The following is a 16,973-nucleotide window of genomic DNA, read 5'->3' on the forward strand; positions in this document are numbered from 1 at the left end:
GCTCGCGCTCTAATCGAATCGTGCGCAGATGCAAGCTTTGGGGACATTTTCTGCTGCCGCCTCAGCTGACCTGTAGCGAGGCTGCCACTGTCTAAACGCCATGGAAAGGTCGTGCGGACCAGGAGGGGCGGCAACACCCCAGCACACCCCTTGCAACCGCTGTCGCACCGGCTGCATAGCGTGTCGCGCAATCGGAACGGGGGCGGGCCAGTGGAAGAAGAAGAAATGCCGGCGAATCACGACGGCGCCGCGCTGCTCTACGATTACTTCAAGCACCTCACCGGGCTATGCCTGTTTTCGCTGGGCGGCGTGGCCGCGCTGACCGACAAGGTGGCGGGACGATCGCTGGCGCTGCTGGTCATCACCTTCCTCGTGATCGGTCTGGCGGGCCTTATCTCCTTCTCGGCGACCGGAAGCATCGTGGATTCGCGCTCCAAGGGAAAGCCGATCCGGCGCGACATCACCTATTGTCGCCATGCGGCGCCGCTGATGCTCTCGGTCGGCCTAGGCATGTTCCTCTATCTGTTCGTCACCGCGCGCGGCCACTGAGCGGCGGGTCCACGCGGACCGGTTACTTCGCCGCAATCCCACGCAAATAGCGCTGCACCGCTGCCACCTCCTCCGGCCGCAGTGCGTGAAGGTTTTCCTTCACGATCGTTCCCATGAAGCCGACATCGCGACCCCCTGCCCCGACGCCCTCGTGCAGCAGCCGCTGGAAGTCCGCCGGTGCATAGGACGCTGCCATCGGCGCCAGCGGCGGTACCACTTTGCCGTCATGAACCCGCGGCTCGGTGAGTGCGTGGCATTCGGAGCAGAGGACCTGCGTCAGATACCGCCCCGGATCCGCTGGACGCTTCGCCACGCCGTGCGGGTCCGCGACCAAGCTCGGACGGGTCGCGCCGGTGAGGATCTTCCAGCGGCCGACGGGGCCGAACCAGGTGCTCGCCTGCACATCGTCGGGCGCCGGCTTGAGGCTGCGGGCCCAGGCGATGATGCGGCCGACATCGTCGTCGGCGAGATAGGTCATCGACCAGGCGGGCATGATGAAGACCGTTCGCCCTTCCCTGGTCACGCCCTGGCGGATCAGCCGGGCGAGTTCGGCGTCCGAATAGCGCGCGATGCTGCGGGCGATCGGCGGCGGGGCGACCTGGCCCTCGCGCCAGTCGACCGGCGTCCACACCGCCCCCTTGCCGTCGCCGTGACAGCTCTTGCAGCCGGTGAGCGTCGCCAGCCGCGATCCCTCCGCCAGCGCGACAGCATCGCGGGGCACGGCGATCGGCGTAAGCGGGACGGCATGGCTGCGGCGGATCACCCATTCGGACGCGCCGTAGAGCCCAGCCACGGCCACCACCGCCACCGCCGCCACGCCCAGCCCCAATCGCGCCAAGATCCGCATGCCGTCCCCTTGCTCCAAGCCCCCCTCCCGCACGCGGGAGGGGAACAAGAAGGGCTATGCCAAAGCGGAGTGGCGTTCGCCAGCGTCGCTCAGAACTTGAACCGCACGCCGGCGCGGTACACCCGGCCGATCTGGTCGTAGAGCGCCGGGTTGTTGAAGATCGTCGAGCGTGCCGGATCGCGGTCGAACAGATTGTCGATCTTGCCGTAGAGCGTCACGTCCTTGATCACGTCGAAGGTCGCGCCGACGTCGAGGTAGAAGGACCCCGGGATATAGTTGTTGTCGATCGTCGGCCGCTGCGTGGTCGAGGCCGGGCAATTGCTCTGGCAGACGACATATTGGTTGCCGATCGTGCCCGAGGTGAACCAGCGCTCCTGCACCAGCAGCGAGAAGCGGCCGCTGTCATAGGTCTGCACCGCCAGCCATTTCCACTTGGGCGTAGCACCGAGGTTGTTGCCGGCATTGTCGACGGGCACGGTGCCCGGCAGCCCGGTATCGGTGATGTTGTTGATCACGTGCGTCGCCAGCGCGCGGAGCGTGAAGTTGCCCGGCAGCCCCAGCGGCCGCGCCCAGCGATAGCTCGCCTCGATGTCGAAGCCCTCGGTGCGGATCGAGGCAAGGTTGAACGCCTGGACGTTGATGAAATTAGGCCCGGCGGTATTGCTGAGATTGAACGCGCTGCACGTCTCCAGCAGCACCTTCTGGAAGCAGAGATTGACGATGTCAGTCGCCGCCAGGCTGGAGATCACCTCGTCGATCTTGATCTTGTACCAGTCGAACGAAAGGTTCAGCCCGCGCGCCCAGCCGGGATTGGCGAGAGTGATGCCGGCGGTGGTGTTGCGCGCGATCTCCGGCTTCAGCGCGGTGTTACCGATCGAGTTCTGGATGACCAGCACGTTGACCTTGTTGAACGGGTCGAAGAAGTTGGGCAGCGTCGTCGTGACCGGGGCGGCGAACAGCTCGGACAGGTTCGGCGCGCGGACGTCGCGCGAGGTGACGCCGCGGATACGCAGGCCGTCGATCGGCAGCTCCCAGGTGCCGCCGATCTTCCACGCCCAGACCGTGCCCGAGGTGGTATAGTCGGTCACCCGCGCCGCGCCGTTCAGATTGGCGTGGCCCAGCTTGTCCGAATTGAGCAGCGGCAGGTTCGCCTCGAAGAACGCCTCCTTGACGCTATAGGCGCCGGTGCCGTTCTTGTAGTTGCCGGCATACCAGTTGTTGCCGGTGGTGAGCAGCACCGGATCGGCCGGATAGTCGCCGCCCGGGGCGGTCGCCGCGAAGCCGGCGCCATAGGGATCGGCGCTGACCCTGTAATATTCGTGGCGATACTCGCCGCCGAATGCGATCGACAGCGGCCCCGCCCACAGGTCGAGCGGCGAGCCCGAGATGTTGATGCTGGCCACGTCCTGGGTCTGGCGGGTACGCTGGTAGGGCCCATGCTCGGGCATGATATAGGCCAGCGCCGCCGCGGAAGGATTGCCGCCGATGATGTTGAGCGGCTGGCAGCCGTTCGCCCGCGCCGTGGCGTCGCGGCAGACGATCGTGCCGTTCAGCGTCGTCGCGTCGATCGCCTGGTTGAAGCGGCGTGACAGCATGATGTTGCGGACGTCGATATCGGTATAGTTGGTGCCGTGCTCGCCATAGATGTCGTAGGTCCAGGGCGTGCCTGCGACCTCCACCTTGCCCTTGCCGCCGAGCACGAAGCGATATTGGCGACGATCGGTATAAACGCGGGTGTTGCCGAGCGCCGCGTTGCTGGTGCCGTACTGGAAGCTGGTGATGCCGGCCGCGGCGCAGGCCTGCTGGACCAGCGCCGGCACGTACGGATTGGCGCATTGCAGCGTCAGCCCCGGCCGGTTCTGGCCGTTGACCGGCTGGTTGTTGGTCTTCACCTGGCCGATATTGGCGGTGAAGTAGATCTCGTTATCCGGCGCGATGTCGAAGCCGGCGCGGGCATAGCCGTTGATCCGCTCGATCGCCGATTTGAGCGAGCGGCCGGCGTCGATGTTGCCCGAAAGATCGCCGCCCTGGCAGAAGCCGGCGAAGCAGCCGATCACCGCGCCGCTGGCGGTGCGCGAGGGAACGCCGTTCGAACCGTACTGGAACTGGAAGGGCTGGCCGCTTTGGTCGAAGGCCGTGCCCTGCAGCGGGCCGGCGGTGATCAGGCCATATTTGGTGAAGGTGATCGACTGCGCCCAGTCGCGCACGACATATTGCGGCGACCCGTCATTGAGCACGCCGCGATCGATCAGCGAGCGCTGCGTGAACCAGTCGCGGCCATTGGCGAGCTTGGTGCCGAACGCGCCGCCGCCGATGCCCTCTTCCTTGTCATATTCGGCACTGCCGACGAGGTGGAGCCGGTCGCCGAGCGCGCTGGTGCCCGCCGCGAGCTGGACGAGCCCGGTCGCATCGTCGCCATAGGTGGTGATGCCGCCCTGGATATTGCCGCGAATGCCTTTGAAGCGCGTGTCGGTGATGAAGTTCACCACGCCGCCCACCGCATCCGAGCCATAGGAGGCCGAGGCGCCGCCGTTGACGATATCGACGCGCTTGACCAGCAGCTGGGGGAATAGGCTGACATCGGGCACGCCGGTGACGTTGGCGCCGACCACGCGCTGGCCGTCGAGCAGGGTCAGCGTGCGAATGGTGCCCAGGCCGCGCAGCGAGAAGGAGCTGAGCCCCTGCTGCCCGCTCGAGGTGCTGAAGGTGTTGACCTGCGTGCCCGACGAGCCCTGCAGCGACGGCAGTTGCGAGATGGTGGTGAAGACGTTGGGCTGCGCGTTGGCGGCGATCTGCTCCTCGCCCAGCACCGTGGTCGGCGTCGGCGCGTTGAAGCCGCTCACCGCGATGCGCGAGCCGGTGACGATGATTTCGCTGTCCTGCGCTTCGCTGCGGGTCTGGGGGACGGTGTCCTCGCTCGCCTGCGCTGGCGGCGGCGGCGCGGGCGCGGTCTGCGCCAGCGCGGAGAGCGGCGCGAGGCACGCCCCCGCGACGATCAGCCCGAGCGACGTGGTGCGCAGCAATGCGCGGCGGCGATCCCTCTTGTCGTAGAACATCCTCACCTCCCTGATTCGGCGTCCGTTGTTCGGACCGGCGGGGAGGCGGCGGCGAATGCGCGGCGGGACGCGCCGAGCCTGCCGACAACGCCAAGACGCATCATTCCTGTCGCGGCGCAACAAGTGCACCACGGCTACCGATCGGCTCCTCTCCAGTCCAACGCCTTGGTTATCTTACAATTCGCGCGAAAGACTTGCCCGAGACACGCTAGTGCGCACCACGGCTTCGCCCCCATCGAGCTATGTTCACGTTAACATCGCCACGCTATTGTTGACCGCAGGTGAAGTCAATAGTCCGCGTACATGGGGTTGCCCCGTTTGGGAGGCATCGAAAACTCAGACCAGCGGCGCGCGATCTTCGCGGGCGTTCAGCCGAGCATTTCCTTCGGCGAGACGTAGCCGGGGTCGTGCGCGAAGGGCAGCGCCGCGCCCTCGCGCAGTGCCGCCAGCACCGCGGCGAAATCGGTCTCGCAGCGGAAGCCCAGCACGCGTTCGGCGAGGCTCGAATCATAGACGCGGCCGATGGTGGCGGGCAGCGTCCAGCCGCGTGCCGCGTAGAGCGAAGGGGCATCCGGGAAGGCACGCGCGATCACCGCAGCGGCATCCTGCTTGAGCGCGGCGCAGTCGGCGCGGGCGAAGGGCGTCGGCGCCGAGATGACGAACACGCCATGGCCGATCGCCGGCGCCCGCTCCAGCGCCACCAGATGCGCCCGCGCCGCATCCTCTACCGTCAGCCGGCGATGGAGCAGCTCATTGGCCTTGAGATTCTCGCCCGACGGCGTGGCATGCGTGTCGTCGTCCTCGGGGAAGAAGCGGCTGGTGCGCAGTACGATCGTGGCGAGCCCCTGCTCCGCCCAGGCGACCCGGCACAGCCCTTCGGCGGCGAGCTTGGTGACGCCGTAGATGTTGCGCGGCGCGAGTGGGCCGCTCGCATCGTCGAGCCACACCGCCGACTCGCCCGCCTCGTCGCGGATCGCCTGGCTGATCATCAGCGACGTCGTTGAGGTGAAGACGAACCGGTCATGTCCCGCCGCCGCCGCGCATTCCAGCAGGTTGAGCGTGCCCGCGACGTTCACGTCGACAAAGGCCTGCGCCGGGTACCGCACGATGTCCGGCTTGTGCAGCCCGCCGGCATGGATCACCGCTTCGATGCCATGCTCGGCGAAGACCTGCTCGACCAGCGCGCGATCGGCGACGGAACCCAGCACGTCGGTATCCACGCCAGGCGCGACGTCCAACCCGACGACCTGGTGCCCTGCGCCTCCCAGCATCGGCGCCAGGAAGCGCCCCAGCCAGCCCGACGATCCGGTGAGCAGGATTCGCATCAGGGTCGCGCTCCATATTTTCGCGCCAGCACCGCGCAGACGAACAACTGGAGCTGGTGGAAGATCATCAGCGGCAGCACGATCAGGCTCACCGCGCCGCCGGGGAACAGGATCGTCGCCATCGGGATGCCGCTGGCCATGCTCTTCTTCGATCCGCAGAAGACGATGGCGATCTCGTCCTCCTTGCTGAAGCCCAGCTTGCGGCTGCCGAACATCGTCGTGGCGATGACGATGCCGAGCAGCACGGCGTTGAACGCCAGCACCAGCGCCAGGTCGGCGAGCGACACGCGGCTCCACACGCCCGCCACCATGCCCTCGCTGAAGGCGGCGTAGACGACGAGCAGGATCGAGCCGCGATCGACCACCATGGTCAGCAGCTTGTGCTTGAGGATGAACCCGCCGATCAGCGGCCGAGCCGCCTGCCCGGCGGCAAAGGGCAGCAGTATCTGCATTGCGATCGATTCCAGCTGCGACAGCGAGAAGCCCGCTCCGCTATTGCTAGGCAATAGCAACGCAACGAGCAGCGGCGTGATGAGAACGCCGATCAGGTTGGAAAGCGAGGCGCTGCACAGCGCCGCCGGCACGTTGCCACGCGCGATCGAGGTGAAGGCGATCGAGGACTGGACGGTGGAGGGCAGCAGGCAGAGGAACAGCAGCCCCAGCGCGATCCCGCCCGGCAGCACATGCCCGGCTACCGCATAGGCCCCCAATCCGAGGATGGGGAAGAACAGGAAGGTGCTGAGGAACACCGTCAGCTGGAGCCGCCAGTTGGTCAGCCCCGCCCAGATCGCCGAGGGCGCCAGCCGCGCGCCGTAGAGGAAGAACAGCAGCGCCACCGCGATCGTCACCGCCTCGTCGGCGATGCTCGCCCACATGCCCCGCGCGGGGAACAGCGCGGCGAGGCCAACCGTGCCGAGCAGCATCAACAGATAGGGATCGATCCAGCGACGAAGGGCAGCCATGCGGGTACTCGCACCATGGAAACTGCGGGTGCCCATGCGCGCGCCTGCACGACGGTGCAAGCGCTCAGGCCGCAGCCAAGCCTATCATATGGTGCAACGGCTCGCCTGCATCCGCCCAGTCGGTGCGCCGTTTCACGAACGGATTCAGGAACAGGAAGGGCAGCTTCACGAACAGCAGTTCGGAGTGGATGAAGGTATCCACTGCCCGCTCCCACCAGCGGGGCTCGCGCTTGCCGTGCGCGCGTAGCCAGCCGTCATAGGGGGCCCAATGGCTCGGCTCGTCCTTCTCGATGATGCGGAAGATGCGAGTCAGCACCTTGTCGCTCAGCACCGCGGGATGGTTGAGCAGGATGTGGACCTGGCGATGGCCGCGCTGTTCGGTGAGCGAGATCACCCGACACAACTTCTCGAACTGGGCGTCGTCCTCGATCAGCTTCTGTGTATCGAGCGCATCGATGGTGCGGCGGAACATGATCTCGACGAAGCGGTCGATATGGCCGCAAGTCCGGTCCACCTTCAGCGGCATCCGCCCCTGCAGCTCGAACCAGCGCTTGAACATCTGGTAATGCTTGCGCTCGTCGGCACGATGTTTCTCGATCGCGGCGATCAGCGCGTGATCGTCCGGCGCGCGCGCCCGCACCGCCTCGAGCACCCGGTCGATGCTCGTATAGCCGCGATGCTCGTTGTAGATGTAGATCGACCCCAGCAGGTCGAGATAGCGGCGGCGGAACGGGGACAACATCGCCGGACGCTATGCGTCCGCCATGTTTCCGTCAATCGACGCCTTTGACGAAGAAATGGTCGATCACGTCCTTGGCGAGCCGGGCGGGACGCTTGGTCTCGGCATCGAGGCAGCACCAACTGGATTTCACCTCGGCCAGCACCTCGGACCCGCGACGGATGATCGTCTCGTAGAAGGCGCGGGCGCCCTGCACCTTTTCCAGCAGGACGGTGGCGACCACGTCGTCCTCCAGGAAGGCCGGGCGGCGATAGGTGATCTCGTGCTTGAGCGCGACCCAGAGATGCTCGGCGACCGCCTCTACCGGCGCCAGCGCCTGCCAGTGGCTGACCACCGCCGCCTGCACCCACTTCAGATAGGACGCGTTGTTCACATGTCCCATGAAGTCGATATCGTCCTGTTCGACGTCGACCCGGAATTCGAAGGGAATCGCAGCGTTGCTCACCCCGACATCATAGACCAGTGGGTTCCAACAAGCGACCCGGCAGCAAAGTAAATTGCTCCGCATGACATCTTCTTGCGGCGGCCGCGGATGCCGTAGCGGCAGGCGGTCAAGCCGGGCCGATTTCCAGCCGCTTCGCCAGCGTGTCGCGGCGCGCGTCGAGCTCGTGGCGGGCACGTTCGAGCAGCTCGAGCTCGGTCGCCTCGAGCAGGTCGTCGACCACCCCGCGCAGGTGCCGCCGCATCGCCGCGCGGGCGCCGTGCGGATCGCGGGCATGGAGCGCGTCGAGGATCGGGCGATGCTCGTCGTAGCGCGGATTGACGCCGTTGCGCCGCGCACGATCGAACATGTTGGCGCAGAGCGGCGAGCGGGTGCGCAGCTCCCACAGATATTCCACCACGCTGCGGATCGCCGCGTTGCCGGTCGCATTGGCCACCGCGATGTGGAAGCGGTGATCGGCATCGAACAACGTCGCGTTGCCGGTGGCCGGATCGGCCATCTCCTCTGCGATCTGGTCGAGCTCGGCGAGCTGCTCGGCGGTGATCGACACTGCCGCCAACGCCGCCGCCTCGCCTTCGAACAGGATCCGTGCCTCGGTGAGGTCGAATGCGCCGATGTCGAGATTGAGCGCGTCCTCGCGCAGCCCGCCCGAGCTGTCGCGGTGGGTGACGTAGAGGCCCGAGCCGTGGCGCGCCTCGATCCAGCCCTTCATCTCCAGCGCGATCATCGCCTCGCGGATGGTTGGCCGGCTGACCTTATACTCTTCCGCCAGGTCGCGTTCGCCGGGCAGGCGGGTGCCCGGGGCCCAGCGCCCGCCCTCGATACCATCGGCGATCGACGCGGCTACGCGCTGGTAGAGCTTGCTTCGGTTCAGTTTCATCACCGACTCTCATAGGCGAGCGATGGGTTTTCGCAAAGCCTTTGGCCTTACCACTCAATCCCGAAACCGATCGGGCAAGTAACGGTCGGGCTCTAGCGCGGGCACCTCACCAAGCAGCAACTGGCTGGCCAATCGGCTGGCGGCGGGCGCGGTCTGAATGCCGAAGCCCCCCTGCCCTGCGCACCAGAAGAAGCCCGGCACCGCCGGATCGAAGCCATAGACCGGTCGACGATCGGGCGCGAAACTGCGCAGGCCTGCCCAGCGATGCTCGAGTGCGGCCACGCGCCAATCGACCACCTGCTCGAAGCGGTGGATGGCGGTGGCGATGTCGATTTCCTCGGGCGCGGCATCGCAAGGTGGGCTGTCCACTTCGTCATGCGGCGTGAGCCAGAGGCGCCCGCCCGCCTCGGGCTTGAAGTAGAAGCTGCCGCCAAGGTCGCTGACCAACGGGCAGCCGGCAGGCGGTGCCGGATCGGTGCGCAGCTGGACCATGGTGCGACGATAGGCGCGAATGCCGATCGGCGCGCCCCCCGCCAGCGCGGCGACCCTGTCGGCCCAAGCGCCCGCGGCGTTGACCAGCAGGTCGGCCTCGAACGTGCCGGCTCGAGTCTCCAGACGCCACAGCCCGCCCTCGCGCACCGCGCCGGTCAGCCCGGCCGAGCAGTGCAGCACCGCGCCTGCCGCCCTGACGCGGGCGAGGAAATGCTGATGCAGCGCGGCGACGTCGATATAGGCGCAGCCCGGCTCATGGACGCCGAGCGCCCAATCCTCGCGCAAGCCCGGCACGATGCTGCGCGGATCGACCGCGTGGAGCGAAACGCCGCTGCCCTCGAAGGCTGCGAGGAAGGCATCGACTCGCCCTTGGTCGCCGACCCGCGCCAGATGGAGTTCGCCCAGCGGATCGAGGAAGCCGCCCTCGCGCAGCATCGGCCCCGAGGCGGTGGTGAGCGGCTGGATATCGGGCCCGCCATAGGTTTCGGACCAGAAGGCGGCGGAGCGTCCTGTCGCGTGATAGCCGGGCCGATCCTCGGCTTCGAGCAGCAGCACGCGCGCATGCGGCGCGAGTTCGGCTGCCAGGCTTGCGCCTGCAATACCGGCCCCGATGATCGCAGCGTCGAACCGCGTCATCGGCGCGGCGCCTGCGCATCGAGGAAGCCGTCGATCCTGGCCAACGCACGATCGCGCACCGGATCGGCTTCGCGCAAAATCTCGTGCGCACTCTCCGGTCCGAACCGCAGCACCTCGGCATGCGGCAGCCGCGGCGCGATCCGCAGCGCGGCGCGCGCGTCGACCAGCCCGTCTGCCTCGGCGATGACGAACAATAGCGGCGTGCGGACCGCCTCCAACGGCGCCGCCTCCAGCGCCGCCATCGAACGGAACGCCGCGACCAGCCATTGCCAGCTCGGCGGACCGGTCAGCAACGCGCGCTCCTTGGCCTGCCACCATAGCTCGTCGGCATAGCGGGCGGGGTCGTGGGTGAGCAGGTTGGCGCGGGTCTCGGTCGTATAGGGCTTCTCGTTGCCCTTCCACGCCGGTCGCCGCGGATCGCCGAGCCGCGCCAGCACCCGCGCCAGCGGCGGCGCCAGCTTGCCCAGCGCGCTGCGCACCCCCAGCATCGGTGCGATCAGCACCGCCGCATCCGGCGCGATGGCGCCCTCGCCCAGCCCGCGCAGCACCAGATGCCCGCCCATCGAATGCCCCATCACGACATGCGGCCCCGGCGTCTCCGCCTGCCACTGCACGGCGAAGGCGCGGAGATCTTCGATATAGGTCGCGAAGTCATCGATATGGCCGCAATCACCCTTGGGCGTCAGCCGGCCGGAGCCGCCCTGCCCGCGCCAGTCGAAGGCGGTGATCGTCCAGCCTGCTGCGTGCCAATGCGCAAAGCTTTCCAGATACTTCTCGAACACATCGCCGCGACCCGTCTGGAACAGGATGCTGCCGCGCGGGGTACCCTCGGCCGGCCAGTGAAAGCGGCGGAGCGGCCAGCCGTCGGGAGCGCCCCAGCGGTCGATCACCGCGCCGTCGGGTATCGCACGCGCGAAATTCCGGGAAACTGCCATGCGGCGTGGTTACGGTTTCGTAAGCCGGTCCGTCTACCCATTTGGCCCATGGGGGCGATCTTCCAGGCCTGTCTGCTCGGCGCGCTGGCGCTGCTCCTGCTATCGGCGGGTGTGGAGGACGTGCGCTTCCGCACCATCGCCAATGCCAAGAACGCAGCCATCGCGCTCGCCGCGCCGCTCTGGTGGTGGGCGAGCGGCATGGCGCTGTGGCCGGACGTCACGCTCCAGATCGGATGCGCCGCGATCGTCTTCGTGTTGTTCATCGGCGTGTTCGCCGCGGGCGCGATGGGCGGCGGCGACGTCAAGCTGATCGGAGCCCTCGCGCTATGGCTGCCGCTGGTGCCGCTGCTGCGGATGCTGGTCCTGATGTCGCTGCTGGGCGGCGCGCTGACGCTGGGGATGCTGCTCACCCAGTGGCTGCGCCGCCGCAGCGTCGGCGCGATCGAGGTGCCGTACGGCGTGGCGATCACGCTGGGCGCCGGAATTGTCCTCTACGAACCGATTCTTAACCGGATTGGGTGATGATTAACGCCGCCACAACCGGGTCGGCCAAAGAATACGAGAAGGCGTAATCCACATGGACGCACGTAGGCTATTGCTGCTCGTCGGCGCGTTGCTGGTCGCCGGCATCACCGCGTTCATGGCGCGCACGCTGGTGCTCGGCTCGGCCGCACCCGCTGCCGGGGCGATGGCGCCGGGCGTCCCGGCCGCTTCCGCTGCCGCGCCGGTCAACACCACCGAAGTGCTGGTCGCCAAGCGCGCGCTGCCGGTGGGCACCATCCTCGACGCCACCGCGCTCGAATTCCGCCCCTGGCCCAAGGATCTGGTCGAGGGCGCATACTATGTCCGCGGCCAGAGCGAGCCCGCCAAGCTGCAGGGCGCCGTCGTCCGCTTCGCGGTGCCCGCCGGCCAGCCGGTGACCCAGGGCGCGCTGGTCAAGCCCGGCGACCGCGGCTTCCTCGCCGCAGCCCTCGGCCCCGGCATGCGCGCGGTGACCGTCCCCGTCTCCGCTCAGAGCGCGGTTGCCGGCTTCGTCTTCCCGGGCGACCATATCGACCTGATCCTCACCCAGACGGTGAGCGGCGAAGGCCCGCCGCTGCGCGCTTCGGAGACGGTGCTGCGCAACCTGCGCGTGCTCGCCACCGACCAGCGCACCGACAAGCAGACCGACGACAAGGGCAAGACCGTGGTCACCGCCTATTCGACCGTGACGGTCGAAGCGACGCCCAAGATCGCCGAGAAGATCGCCGTCGCGCAGACCGTCGGCACCCTGTCGCTGTCGCTGCGCTCGCTCGCCGACACGCAGACCGACCTCGACGAGGCGATCGCCAGCGGCGCAGTGAGCGTGCCCGACGACCCCAAGAAGGAAAAGGCGTTCCTCGCCCGCGCCACCAGCCGGCCGCAGGACGAGAGCGACTCCTATGTCACCGGGGCCGACGTGTCGCGCTTCCAGCGCCGCACCGTGCCGGCCAAGGAAGGTCCGCCCGCCGGAATGGCCGCGCCGGCCCAGACCACCGGCACGCCGGTGGTGGTACAAGCCATCGGCCCGGTGGTGCGCGTCGTTCGCGGCAGCGATGCCAGCCTCGTCCCCGTCGGCGGAAAGAACTGAGATGCAGCGCACCCTCCCTCTCGGCGCCGCGACCCTCGTCGCGCTGCTCGCCGCCCCGCATGCGCTTGCGCAAACCCGCAGCGCCAAGCCCGTCGCCCGCATGGCGCAACTGCCCGCCGGCAGCCAGCGCCCGACGCGCGACGTGGTGCTCTCGATCGGCGAAGGCGAACTGGTCACCCTGCCCGCCGCCGCGGCCAATGTGTGGACCTCGAACCCCGGCGTCGCCGACGTCTATGTCGCGAGCACCCGGCAGATCCACCTTTACGGCAAGGCATTCGGCGAGGCGACGGTGTTCGCCACCAATGCCGCCGGGGCGGTCGTCTATTCCGCCAATATCCGCGTCAGCCAGAACATCAGCAGCATCGATGCGATGATGCGGGCGGCGATGCCCGATTCCGACATCACCGTCACCACCGTCGGCCAAATCGCAGTGCTCAACGGCACGGTCCGCTCGCCGCAGGACAGCGAGCAGGCGCAGCGGCTGGTCACCGGGCTGCTCAACCCCGGCATCAACGTCAACGACGCCAATGCGTCGCTCAAGATCGGCGTGGTCAACCGGCTGCGCACCGCGACGCCGCTGCAGGTGCAGCTGCAGGTCCGCTTCGCCGAGGTGAGCCGCAGCTTCGTCAAGAACCTCAACGTCAACCTGACCAACCGTGATCGCGGCAGCTTCCTGTTCGGCATCAGCCAGGGCAAGGCCGGCACGATCACCACCAACACCGGCACCGCAGCGGACCCCGCCACCGGGGCCCCCCCGGGCGCCAGCATCTTCTCCTTCCCCGCGCCCAGCACCGGCAACACCATGCTCGGCGCGGCCGGCCGCTTCCTCGGCACCGATTTGCTCGCCAGCCTCGATTTCGGCGAGACGATCGGCCAGGTCTCCACCCTTGCCTCGCCCAGCCTCGTCGCGCTGTCGGGCGAGACCGCCAACTTCCTGGCCGGCGGCGAAATCCCGATCCCGATCGCCCAGGCGCTCGGCACCACCACGGTGGAATATAAGCAGTACGGCGTCAGCCTCGCCTTCACCCCCACCGTGCTGGCGGACGGCCGCATCTCGCTCCACGTCCGCCCCGAAGTGTCGCAGCTCTCCTCCTCGGGCGCGGTGACCTTGGCCAACACCACCATCCCCGCGCTCACCACCCGCCGCAGCGAAACAACGGTGGAGATGGGCTCGGGTGAGAGCATGGTGATCGGCGGGCTGCTGCAGAACAGCCACAACAACTCGATCACCAAGACCCCGGGCCTGGGCGACATGCCGATCCTGGGCGCGCTGTTCCGCTCCAACGCGTTCCAGCGCAACGAGACCGAGCTGGTGATCGTGATCACGCCGTACCTGGTGCGCCCGGTCAACGCGAACCAGATCCGCCTGCCGACCGACGGCTACAAGGCGCCCAACGATTTCGATCGCATCTTCCTGGGCTCGCTGGGCGAGGGCAAATCGGGCGGCGAACGGCCGATGCCGAGCATGGCGCCGCAAAGCGCGGCACCCGCCACCGGTGCGCTGGTCCCTGCGCCGGTCGCGCCGGCCAGCCCGTCCCGCAAATCCAAGAACGCCGCCGCCGCGCCGGGCTTCGGCCTGTGATGCGCCCGTCGAGGAGAACAGCCGTGTTGCCGCGTCCCGCTCTCGCCCTGCTCGCCCCCGCACTGCTGCTCGCCGGCTGCGCGGGCTATAATGGCGGCCTCGATTCGGTGCACCAGCCGATCGTCAGCCGCCAGGACCTGACGCTCGATCTCCAGGCAGACGGCGGACGGCTCGCCCCCGGCGAAGACCGGCGCCTCGCCGAATGGATGGGCGCGATGAACCTGCGCTATGGCGACCGCCTAGCCATCGACGACGGCGCCGACGGCAGTACCGGCCGCAGCGACATCGCCGCCGCCGCCGGGCGCTACGGCCTGCTGCTCGCCGACCGCGCGCCAGCCACCGGCCGGCCGGACTCGCCGGGCACGGTGCGCGTGGTGCTCACCCGCACCAGCGCCGCGGTGCCGGGCTGCCCCGATTATCGCCATTTCAGCGGCGCGACCGCCGATGCCAGCACCAGCTCCAACTTCGGCTGTGCCACCGCATCCAACCTCGCCGCGATGATCGCCGACCCGTCCGATCTGGTGCGCGGTGCGCCGGGCTCGCCCACCGCAGACCCGATGACGGTGAGCAAGGCGATCGGCGCCTATCGCGCGGCCGCGCCCAGCGGCGGCGGCGGCTCGACAGTGAAGAGTGAATCAAGCGGAGGGCCGAAGTGAACGCCCCCTTCACCCCCGGCCGCGCGGCTAGCCGCGATCCGTTCACCGCGTTCGTCTGCGACGAGGCCACGGCCGATTTGATGCGGCCGATCGCCGTCGAGCTCGGCTGGTCGCCGGAGAAGGTCAACAAGGGCGGGCTGCGCAACGCCGTGCAGACGCTTGCCGTCTCCGCCAGCCCGCACGTGCTGTTCGTCGACCTCTCCGAATCGGGCGACCCGCTCAACGACATCAACGCGCTCGCCGAGGTATGCGAGCCCGGCACGATCGTGCTTACCGCCGGGGCGGTGAACGACGTGCGGCTGTACCGCGACCTGATCGCCAGCGGCATCCAGGATTACCTGCTCAAGCCGATCAACCCGGACATGCTGCGCGACGCGTTCCTGCAAGCGCAGACCGCGCTGGCGGCGCCCAAGCAGAGCGATGCGAGCGTGGGCCGGCCGCACTGCGCTGCGGCGGTGATCGGCACCCGCGGCGGCTGCGGCGCGACCAGCATCGCGACGTCGCTCGCTTGGCTGATGGGAGAAAAGCAGGGCCGCACCACCGCGCTGCTCGACCTCGACGTGCATTTCGGCACCGGCGCGCTCGCGCTCGACCTGGAGCCCGGCCGCGGGCTGACCGACGCGATCGAAAACCCCAGCCGCATCGACGGGCTGTTCATCGAACGCGCGATGGTCCGCGCCTCCGAACGGCTGGCGGTGCTTTCGGCCGAGGCGCCGATCAACGCGCCGATGACCGGCGACGGCGCCGCCTTCTACCAGCTGCAGGAAGAGATTCGCGGTGCGTTCGAATGCACGATCACCGATCTGCCGCGCCAGATGCTGGTGCAGCACCCGCATCTGATCGCCGACATGCAGGTGGCGGTGCTGGTGACCGAGCTGACCCTGGCCGCCGCGCGCGACACGATCCGCATCCTCAGCTGGTTCAAGTCCAACGCGCCGCAGACCCAGATCTTCCTCCTCGCCAACAAGATGCCGCAGCCTGCGTTGCTCGAGATCAGCCGCAAGGAATTCGAAGGCTCGATCGAGCGCCCGATCGACTTCGTCGTGCCGTTCGAGCCCAAGCTCGCCGCCCAGGCCGCCAAGCTCGGCAAGCCGATGGCGGAGGTGGGCCGCACCAACCGGGCGATGGCGCCGATCGGCGAACTGGCCGGCCGCATCCTCGAGATTACCGATGCCGGTGCCGAAGGCGAGCGCAAGGAAGCGGCCAAGGGCGGCTCGCTGCTCAGCAAGCTGGGCGACCTCAAGGCGCTGATGGCGAGCAAGAAGAAGTAGGCCGCCGATGCCGCTGCTGCCGCTCCTGATGCTGGGCCTGGGTGCCGCCGCGGTGCTGGTGCTGCTGGTGCTGGCGCTGTCCGGCCCCTCGGCGCAGCGGGCGAGCGCGCGGCGGCTCACCTCGCTGCGCGACCGCCACATGGTAAGCGCCACCGGCGCCAACGCGATGGAAGCGCAGCTGCGCCGCATCTCGACGACGCAGGCCAGCGGCGTCGACCTCACCTTCGCGCGGCTGTTGCCCAACCAGGAGCAGCTCGAAAAGCGCCTAGCGATGACCGGCAAGAACTGGACGCTCGGCCAGTATGGCCTGGCGACGCTGGGCCTCACGCTAGCGGTGGCGTTGCTGCTGTTTCTCAAGGGAGCGCCGCCGCTGCTCTCGATCGTGTTCGGGCTGTTCCTCGGGCTCGGCCTCCCCCATTTCGTCGTCGGCTTCCTGATCAAGCGCCGCGTCGGCAAGTTCACCGCCACCTTCCCCGATGCGATCGACCTGCTGGTCCGCGGGCTGCGCTCGGGCCTGCCGATCACCGAGACGATCGGCGTTGTCGGCTTCGAGATACCGGGGCCGGTGGGCGAGGAATTCCGCGCGATCAGCGACAAGATGAAGATCGGCCGCACGCTCGACGCGGCGCTGCAGGAAACCGCCGACCGGCTCGGCACGCCCGAGTTCCAGTTCTTCACCATCACCATCCAGATCCAGCGCGAGACCGGCGGCAACCTTGCGGAAACGCTCGGCAATCTGTCCGACGTGCTGCGCAAGCGCGCGCAGATGAAGCTGAAGATCAAGGCGATGTCGTCGGAGGCGAAGGCGTCGGCGATCATCGTCGGCGCCCTGCCCTTCATCGTCTTCGGGCTGATCTGGTCGATCAACAACGAATATATGATGCACTTCTTCACCGATCAGCGGCTGGTCGTGATCGGCGGCGGCGGGCTGGTGTGGATGGCGCTGGGCGCCTTCATCATGGCCAAGATGGTCAATTTCGAGATCTGACGGC

The 16,973-nt window shown here is 68.1% G+C and carries 16 protein-coding genes; 7 read left to right on the plus strand and 9 right to left on the minus strand.

Going from position 1 to position 16,973, the window contains the following annotated elements:
* Positions 1-225: 225 nt before the first annotated feature.
* Complete coding sequence (locus ABIC35_RS09355) at positions 226-549, plus strand: hypothetical protein (protein ID WP_121074843.1); 324 nt, start codon at positions 226-228, stop codon at positions 547-549.
* Between the two features lie 22 nt (positions 550-571).
* Here ABIC35_RS09355 and ABIC35_RS09360 read toward each other — a convergent pair whose 3' ends face one another.
* From ABIC35_RS09360 to ABIC35_RS09400, 9 genes are all read right to left on the minus strand, one after another.
* On the minus strand, positions 572-1,396 hold the full coding sequence (locus tag ABIC35_RS09360; RefSeq protein ID WP_121074840.1) for a c-type cytochrome: 825 nt from the start codon (positions 1,394-1,396) through the stop codon (positions 572-574).
* A gap of 89 nt (positions 1,397-1,485) precedes the next feature.
* On the minus strand, positions 1,486-4,452 hold the full coding sequence (locus ABIC35_RS09365) for a TonB-dependent receptor plug domain-containing protein (protein ID WP_121074837.1): 2,967 nt from the start codon (positions 4,450-4,452) through the stop codon (positions 1,486-1,488).
* 368 nt (positions 4,453-4,820) lie between these two features.
* Positions 4,821-5,777, minus strand: coding sequence for an NAD-dependent epimerase/dehydratase family protein (locus ABIC35_RS09370; protein WP_121074834.1), 957 nt, complete (start codon positions 5,775-5,777; stop codon positions 4,821-4,823).
* A complete protein-coding gene (locus ABIC35_RS09375) occupies positions 5,777-6,739 on the minus strand; it encodes a bile acid:sodium symporter family protein (protein ID WP_121074831.1) in 963 nt (320 codons plus the stop codon). The genes ABIC35_RS09370 and ABIC35_RS09375 overlap by 1 nt, the downstream gene beginning before the upstream one ends.
* A 64-nt stretch (positions 6,740-6,803) precedes the next feature.
* Entirely contained in the window at positions 6,804-7,481 is a 678-nt protein-coding gene (locus tag ABIC35_RS09380) for a ferritin-like domain-containing protein (RefSeq protein WP_121074829.1), read from the minus strand.
* 31 nt (positions 7,482-7,512) lie between these two features.
* Positions 7,513-7,941 (minus strand): acyl-CoA thioesterase, encoded by a 429-nt coding sequence (locus ABIC35_RS09385; RefSeq protein WP_183049479.1) that lies wholly within the window; start codon positions 7,939-7,941, stop codon positions 7,513-7,515.
* Positions 7,942-8,029: 88 nt separating this feature from the next.
* Positions 8,030-8,800 carry a FadR/GntR family transcriptional regulator gene (locus tag ABIC35_RS09390; RefSeq protein ID WP_121074823.1) on the minus strand — a complete coding sequence of 257 codons (771 nt, stop codon included), beginning with the start codon at positions 8,798-8,800 and terminating at the stop codon, positions 8,030-8,032.
* Positions 8,801-8,854: 54 nt separating this feature from the next.
* Entirely contained in the window at positions 8,855-9,928 is a 1,074-nt protein-coding gene (locus ABIC35_RS09395) for an NAD(P)/FAD-dependent oxidoreductase (RefSeq protein ID WP_121074820.1), read from the minus strand.
* On the minus strand, positions 9,925-10,863 hold the full coding sequence (locus ABIC35_RS09400) for an alpha/beta fold hydrolase (RefSeq protein ID WP_121074818.1): 939 nt from the start codon (positions 10,861-10,863) through the stop codon (positions 9,925-9,927). Before ABIC35_RS09400 ends, ABIC35_RS09395 begins: the two co-directional genes overlap by 4 nt.
* A 48-nt stretch (positions 10,864-10,911) precedes the next feature.
* On the opposite strand from ABIC35_RS09400, the gene ABIC35_RS09405 reads away from it, so the two are divergent.
* The 6 genes from ABIC35_RS09405 to ABIC35_RS09430 are packed head-to-tail and all read left to right on the plus strand — an operon-like array spanning position 10,912 to position 16,969.
* Complete coding sequence (locus ABIC35_RS09405; protein WP_121074815.1) at positions 10,912-11,385, plus strand: A24 family peptidase; 474 nt, start codon at positions 10,912-10,914, stop codon at positions 11,383-11,385.
* A 55-nt stretch (positions 11,386-11,440) separates the two neighbouring features.
* Positions 11,441-12,472 carry a Flp pilus assembly protein CpaB gene (gene cpaB / locus ABIC35_RS09410; protein ID WP_121074812.1) on the plus strand — a complete coding sequence of 344 codons (1,032 nt, stop codon included), beginning with the start codon at positions 11,441-11,443 and terminating at the stop codon, positions 12,470-12,472.
* A gap of 1 nt (position 12,473) precedes the next feature.
* Positions 12,474-14,054, plus strand: a complete 1,581-nt coding sequence (locus ABIC35_RS09415; RefSeq protein ID WP_121074809.1) for a type II and III secretion system protein family protein — start codon at positions 12,474-12,476, stop codon at positions 14,052-14,054.
* Between the two features lie 23 nt (positions 14,055-14,077).
* Positions 14,078-14,710 (plus strand): CpaD family pilus assembly lipoprotein, encoded by a 633-nt coding sequence (locus tag ABIC35_RS09420; protein WP_354278420.1) that lies wholly within the window; start codon positions 14,078-14,080, stop codon positions 14,708-14,710.
* Positions 14,707-15,981: an AAA family ATPase gene (locus tag ABIC35_RS09425; protein ID WP_121074803.1), complete on the plus strand. Its 1,275-nt coding sequence runs from the start codon at positions 14,707-14,709 to the stop codon at positions 15,979-15,981. The genes ABIC35_RS09420 and ABIC35_RS09425 overlap by 4 nt, the downstream gene beginning before the upstream one ends.
* 7 nt (positions 15,982-15,988) lie before the next feature.
* Positions 15,989-16,969 carry a type II secretion system F family protein gene (locus tag ABIC35_RS09430; protein WP_121074800.1) on the plus strand — a complete coding sequence of 327 codons (981 nt, stop codon included), beginning with the start codon at positions 15,989-15,991 and terminating at the stop codon, positions 16,967-16,969.
* The last annotated feature ends 4 nt before the right edge of the window (positions 16,970-16,973 follow it).

The organism is Sphingomonas trueperi, assembly GCF_040545965.1.
Classification (GTDB): Bacteria; Pseudomonadota; Alphaproteobacteria; order Sphingomonadales; family Sphingomonadaceae; genus Sphingomonas; species Sphingomonas trueperi_C.

Bases quoted from the DNA above. Each gene is read 5' to 3' on its own strand.
- ABIC35_RS09355 (WP_121074843.1), top strand. From the start codon at position 226: ATGCCGGCGAATCACGACGGCGCCGCGCTGCTCTACGATTACTTCAAG.
- ABIC35_RS09360 (WP_121074840.1), bottom strand. From the start codon at position 1,396: ATGCGGATCTTGGCGCGATTGGGGCTGGGCGTGGCGGCGGTGGCGGTG.
- ABIC35_RS09365 (WP_121074837.1), bottom strand. From the start codon at position 4,452: ATGTTCTACGACAAGAGGGATCGCCGCCGCGCATTGCTGCGCACCACG.
- ABIC35_RS09370 (WP_121074834.1), bottom strand. From the start codon at position 5,777: ATGCGAATCCTGCTCACCGGATCGTCGGGCTGGCTGGGGCGCTTCCTG.
- ABIC35_RS09375 (WP_121074831.1), bottom strand. From the start codon at position 6,739: ATGGCTGCCCTTCGTCGCTGGATCGATCCCTATCTGTTGATGCTGCTC.
- ABIC35_RS09380 (WP_121074829.1), bottom strand. From the start codon at position 7,481: ATGTTGTCCCCGTTCCGCCGCCGCTATCTCGACCTGCTGGGGTCGATC.
- ABIC35_RS09390 (WP_121074823.1), bottom strand. From the start codon at position 8,800: ATGAAACTGAACCGAAGCAAGCTCTACCAGCGCGTAGCCGCGTCGATC.
- ABIC35_RS09395 (WP_121074820.1), bottom strand. From the start codon at position 9,928: ATGACGCGGTTCGACGCTGCGATCATCGGGGCCGGTATTGCAGGCGCA.
- ABIC35_RS09400 (WP_121074818.1), bottom strand. From the start codon at position 10,863: ATGGCAGTTTCCCGGAATTTCGCGCGTGCGATACCCGACGGCGCGGTG.
- ABIC35_RS09405 (WP_121074815.1), top strand. From the start codon at position 10,912: ATGGGGGCGATCTTCCAGGCCTGTCTGCTCGGCGCGCTGGCGCTGCTC.
- cpaB (WP_121074812.1), top strand. From the start codon at position 11,441: ATGGACGCACGTAGGCTATTGCTGCTCGTCGGCGCGTTGCTGGTCGCC.
- ABIC35_RS09415 (WP_121074809.1), top strand. From the start codon at position 12,474: ATGCAGCGCACCCTCCCTCTCGGCGCCGCGACCCTCGTCGCGCTGCTC.
- ABIC35_RS09430 (WP_121074800.1), top strand. From the start codon at position 15,989: ATGCCGCTGCTGCCGCTCCTGATGCTGGGCCTGGGTGCCGCCGCGGTG.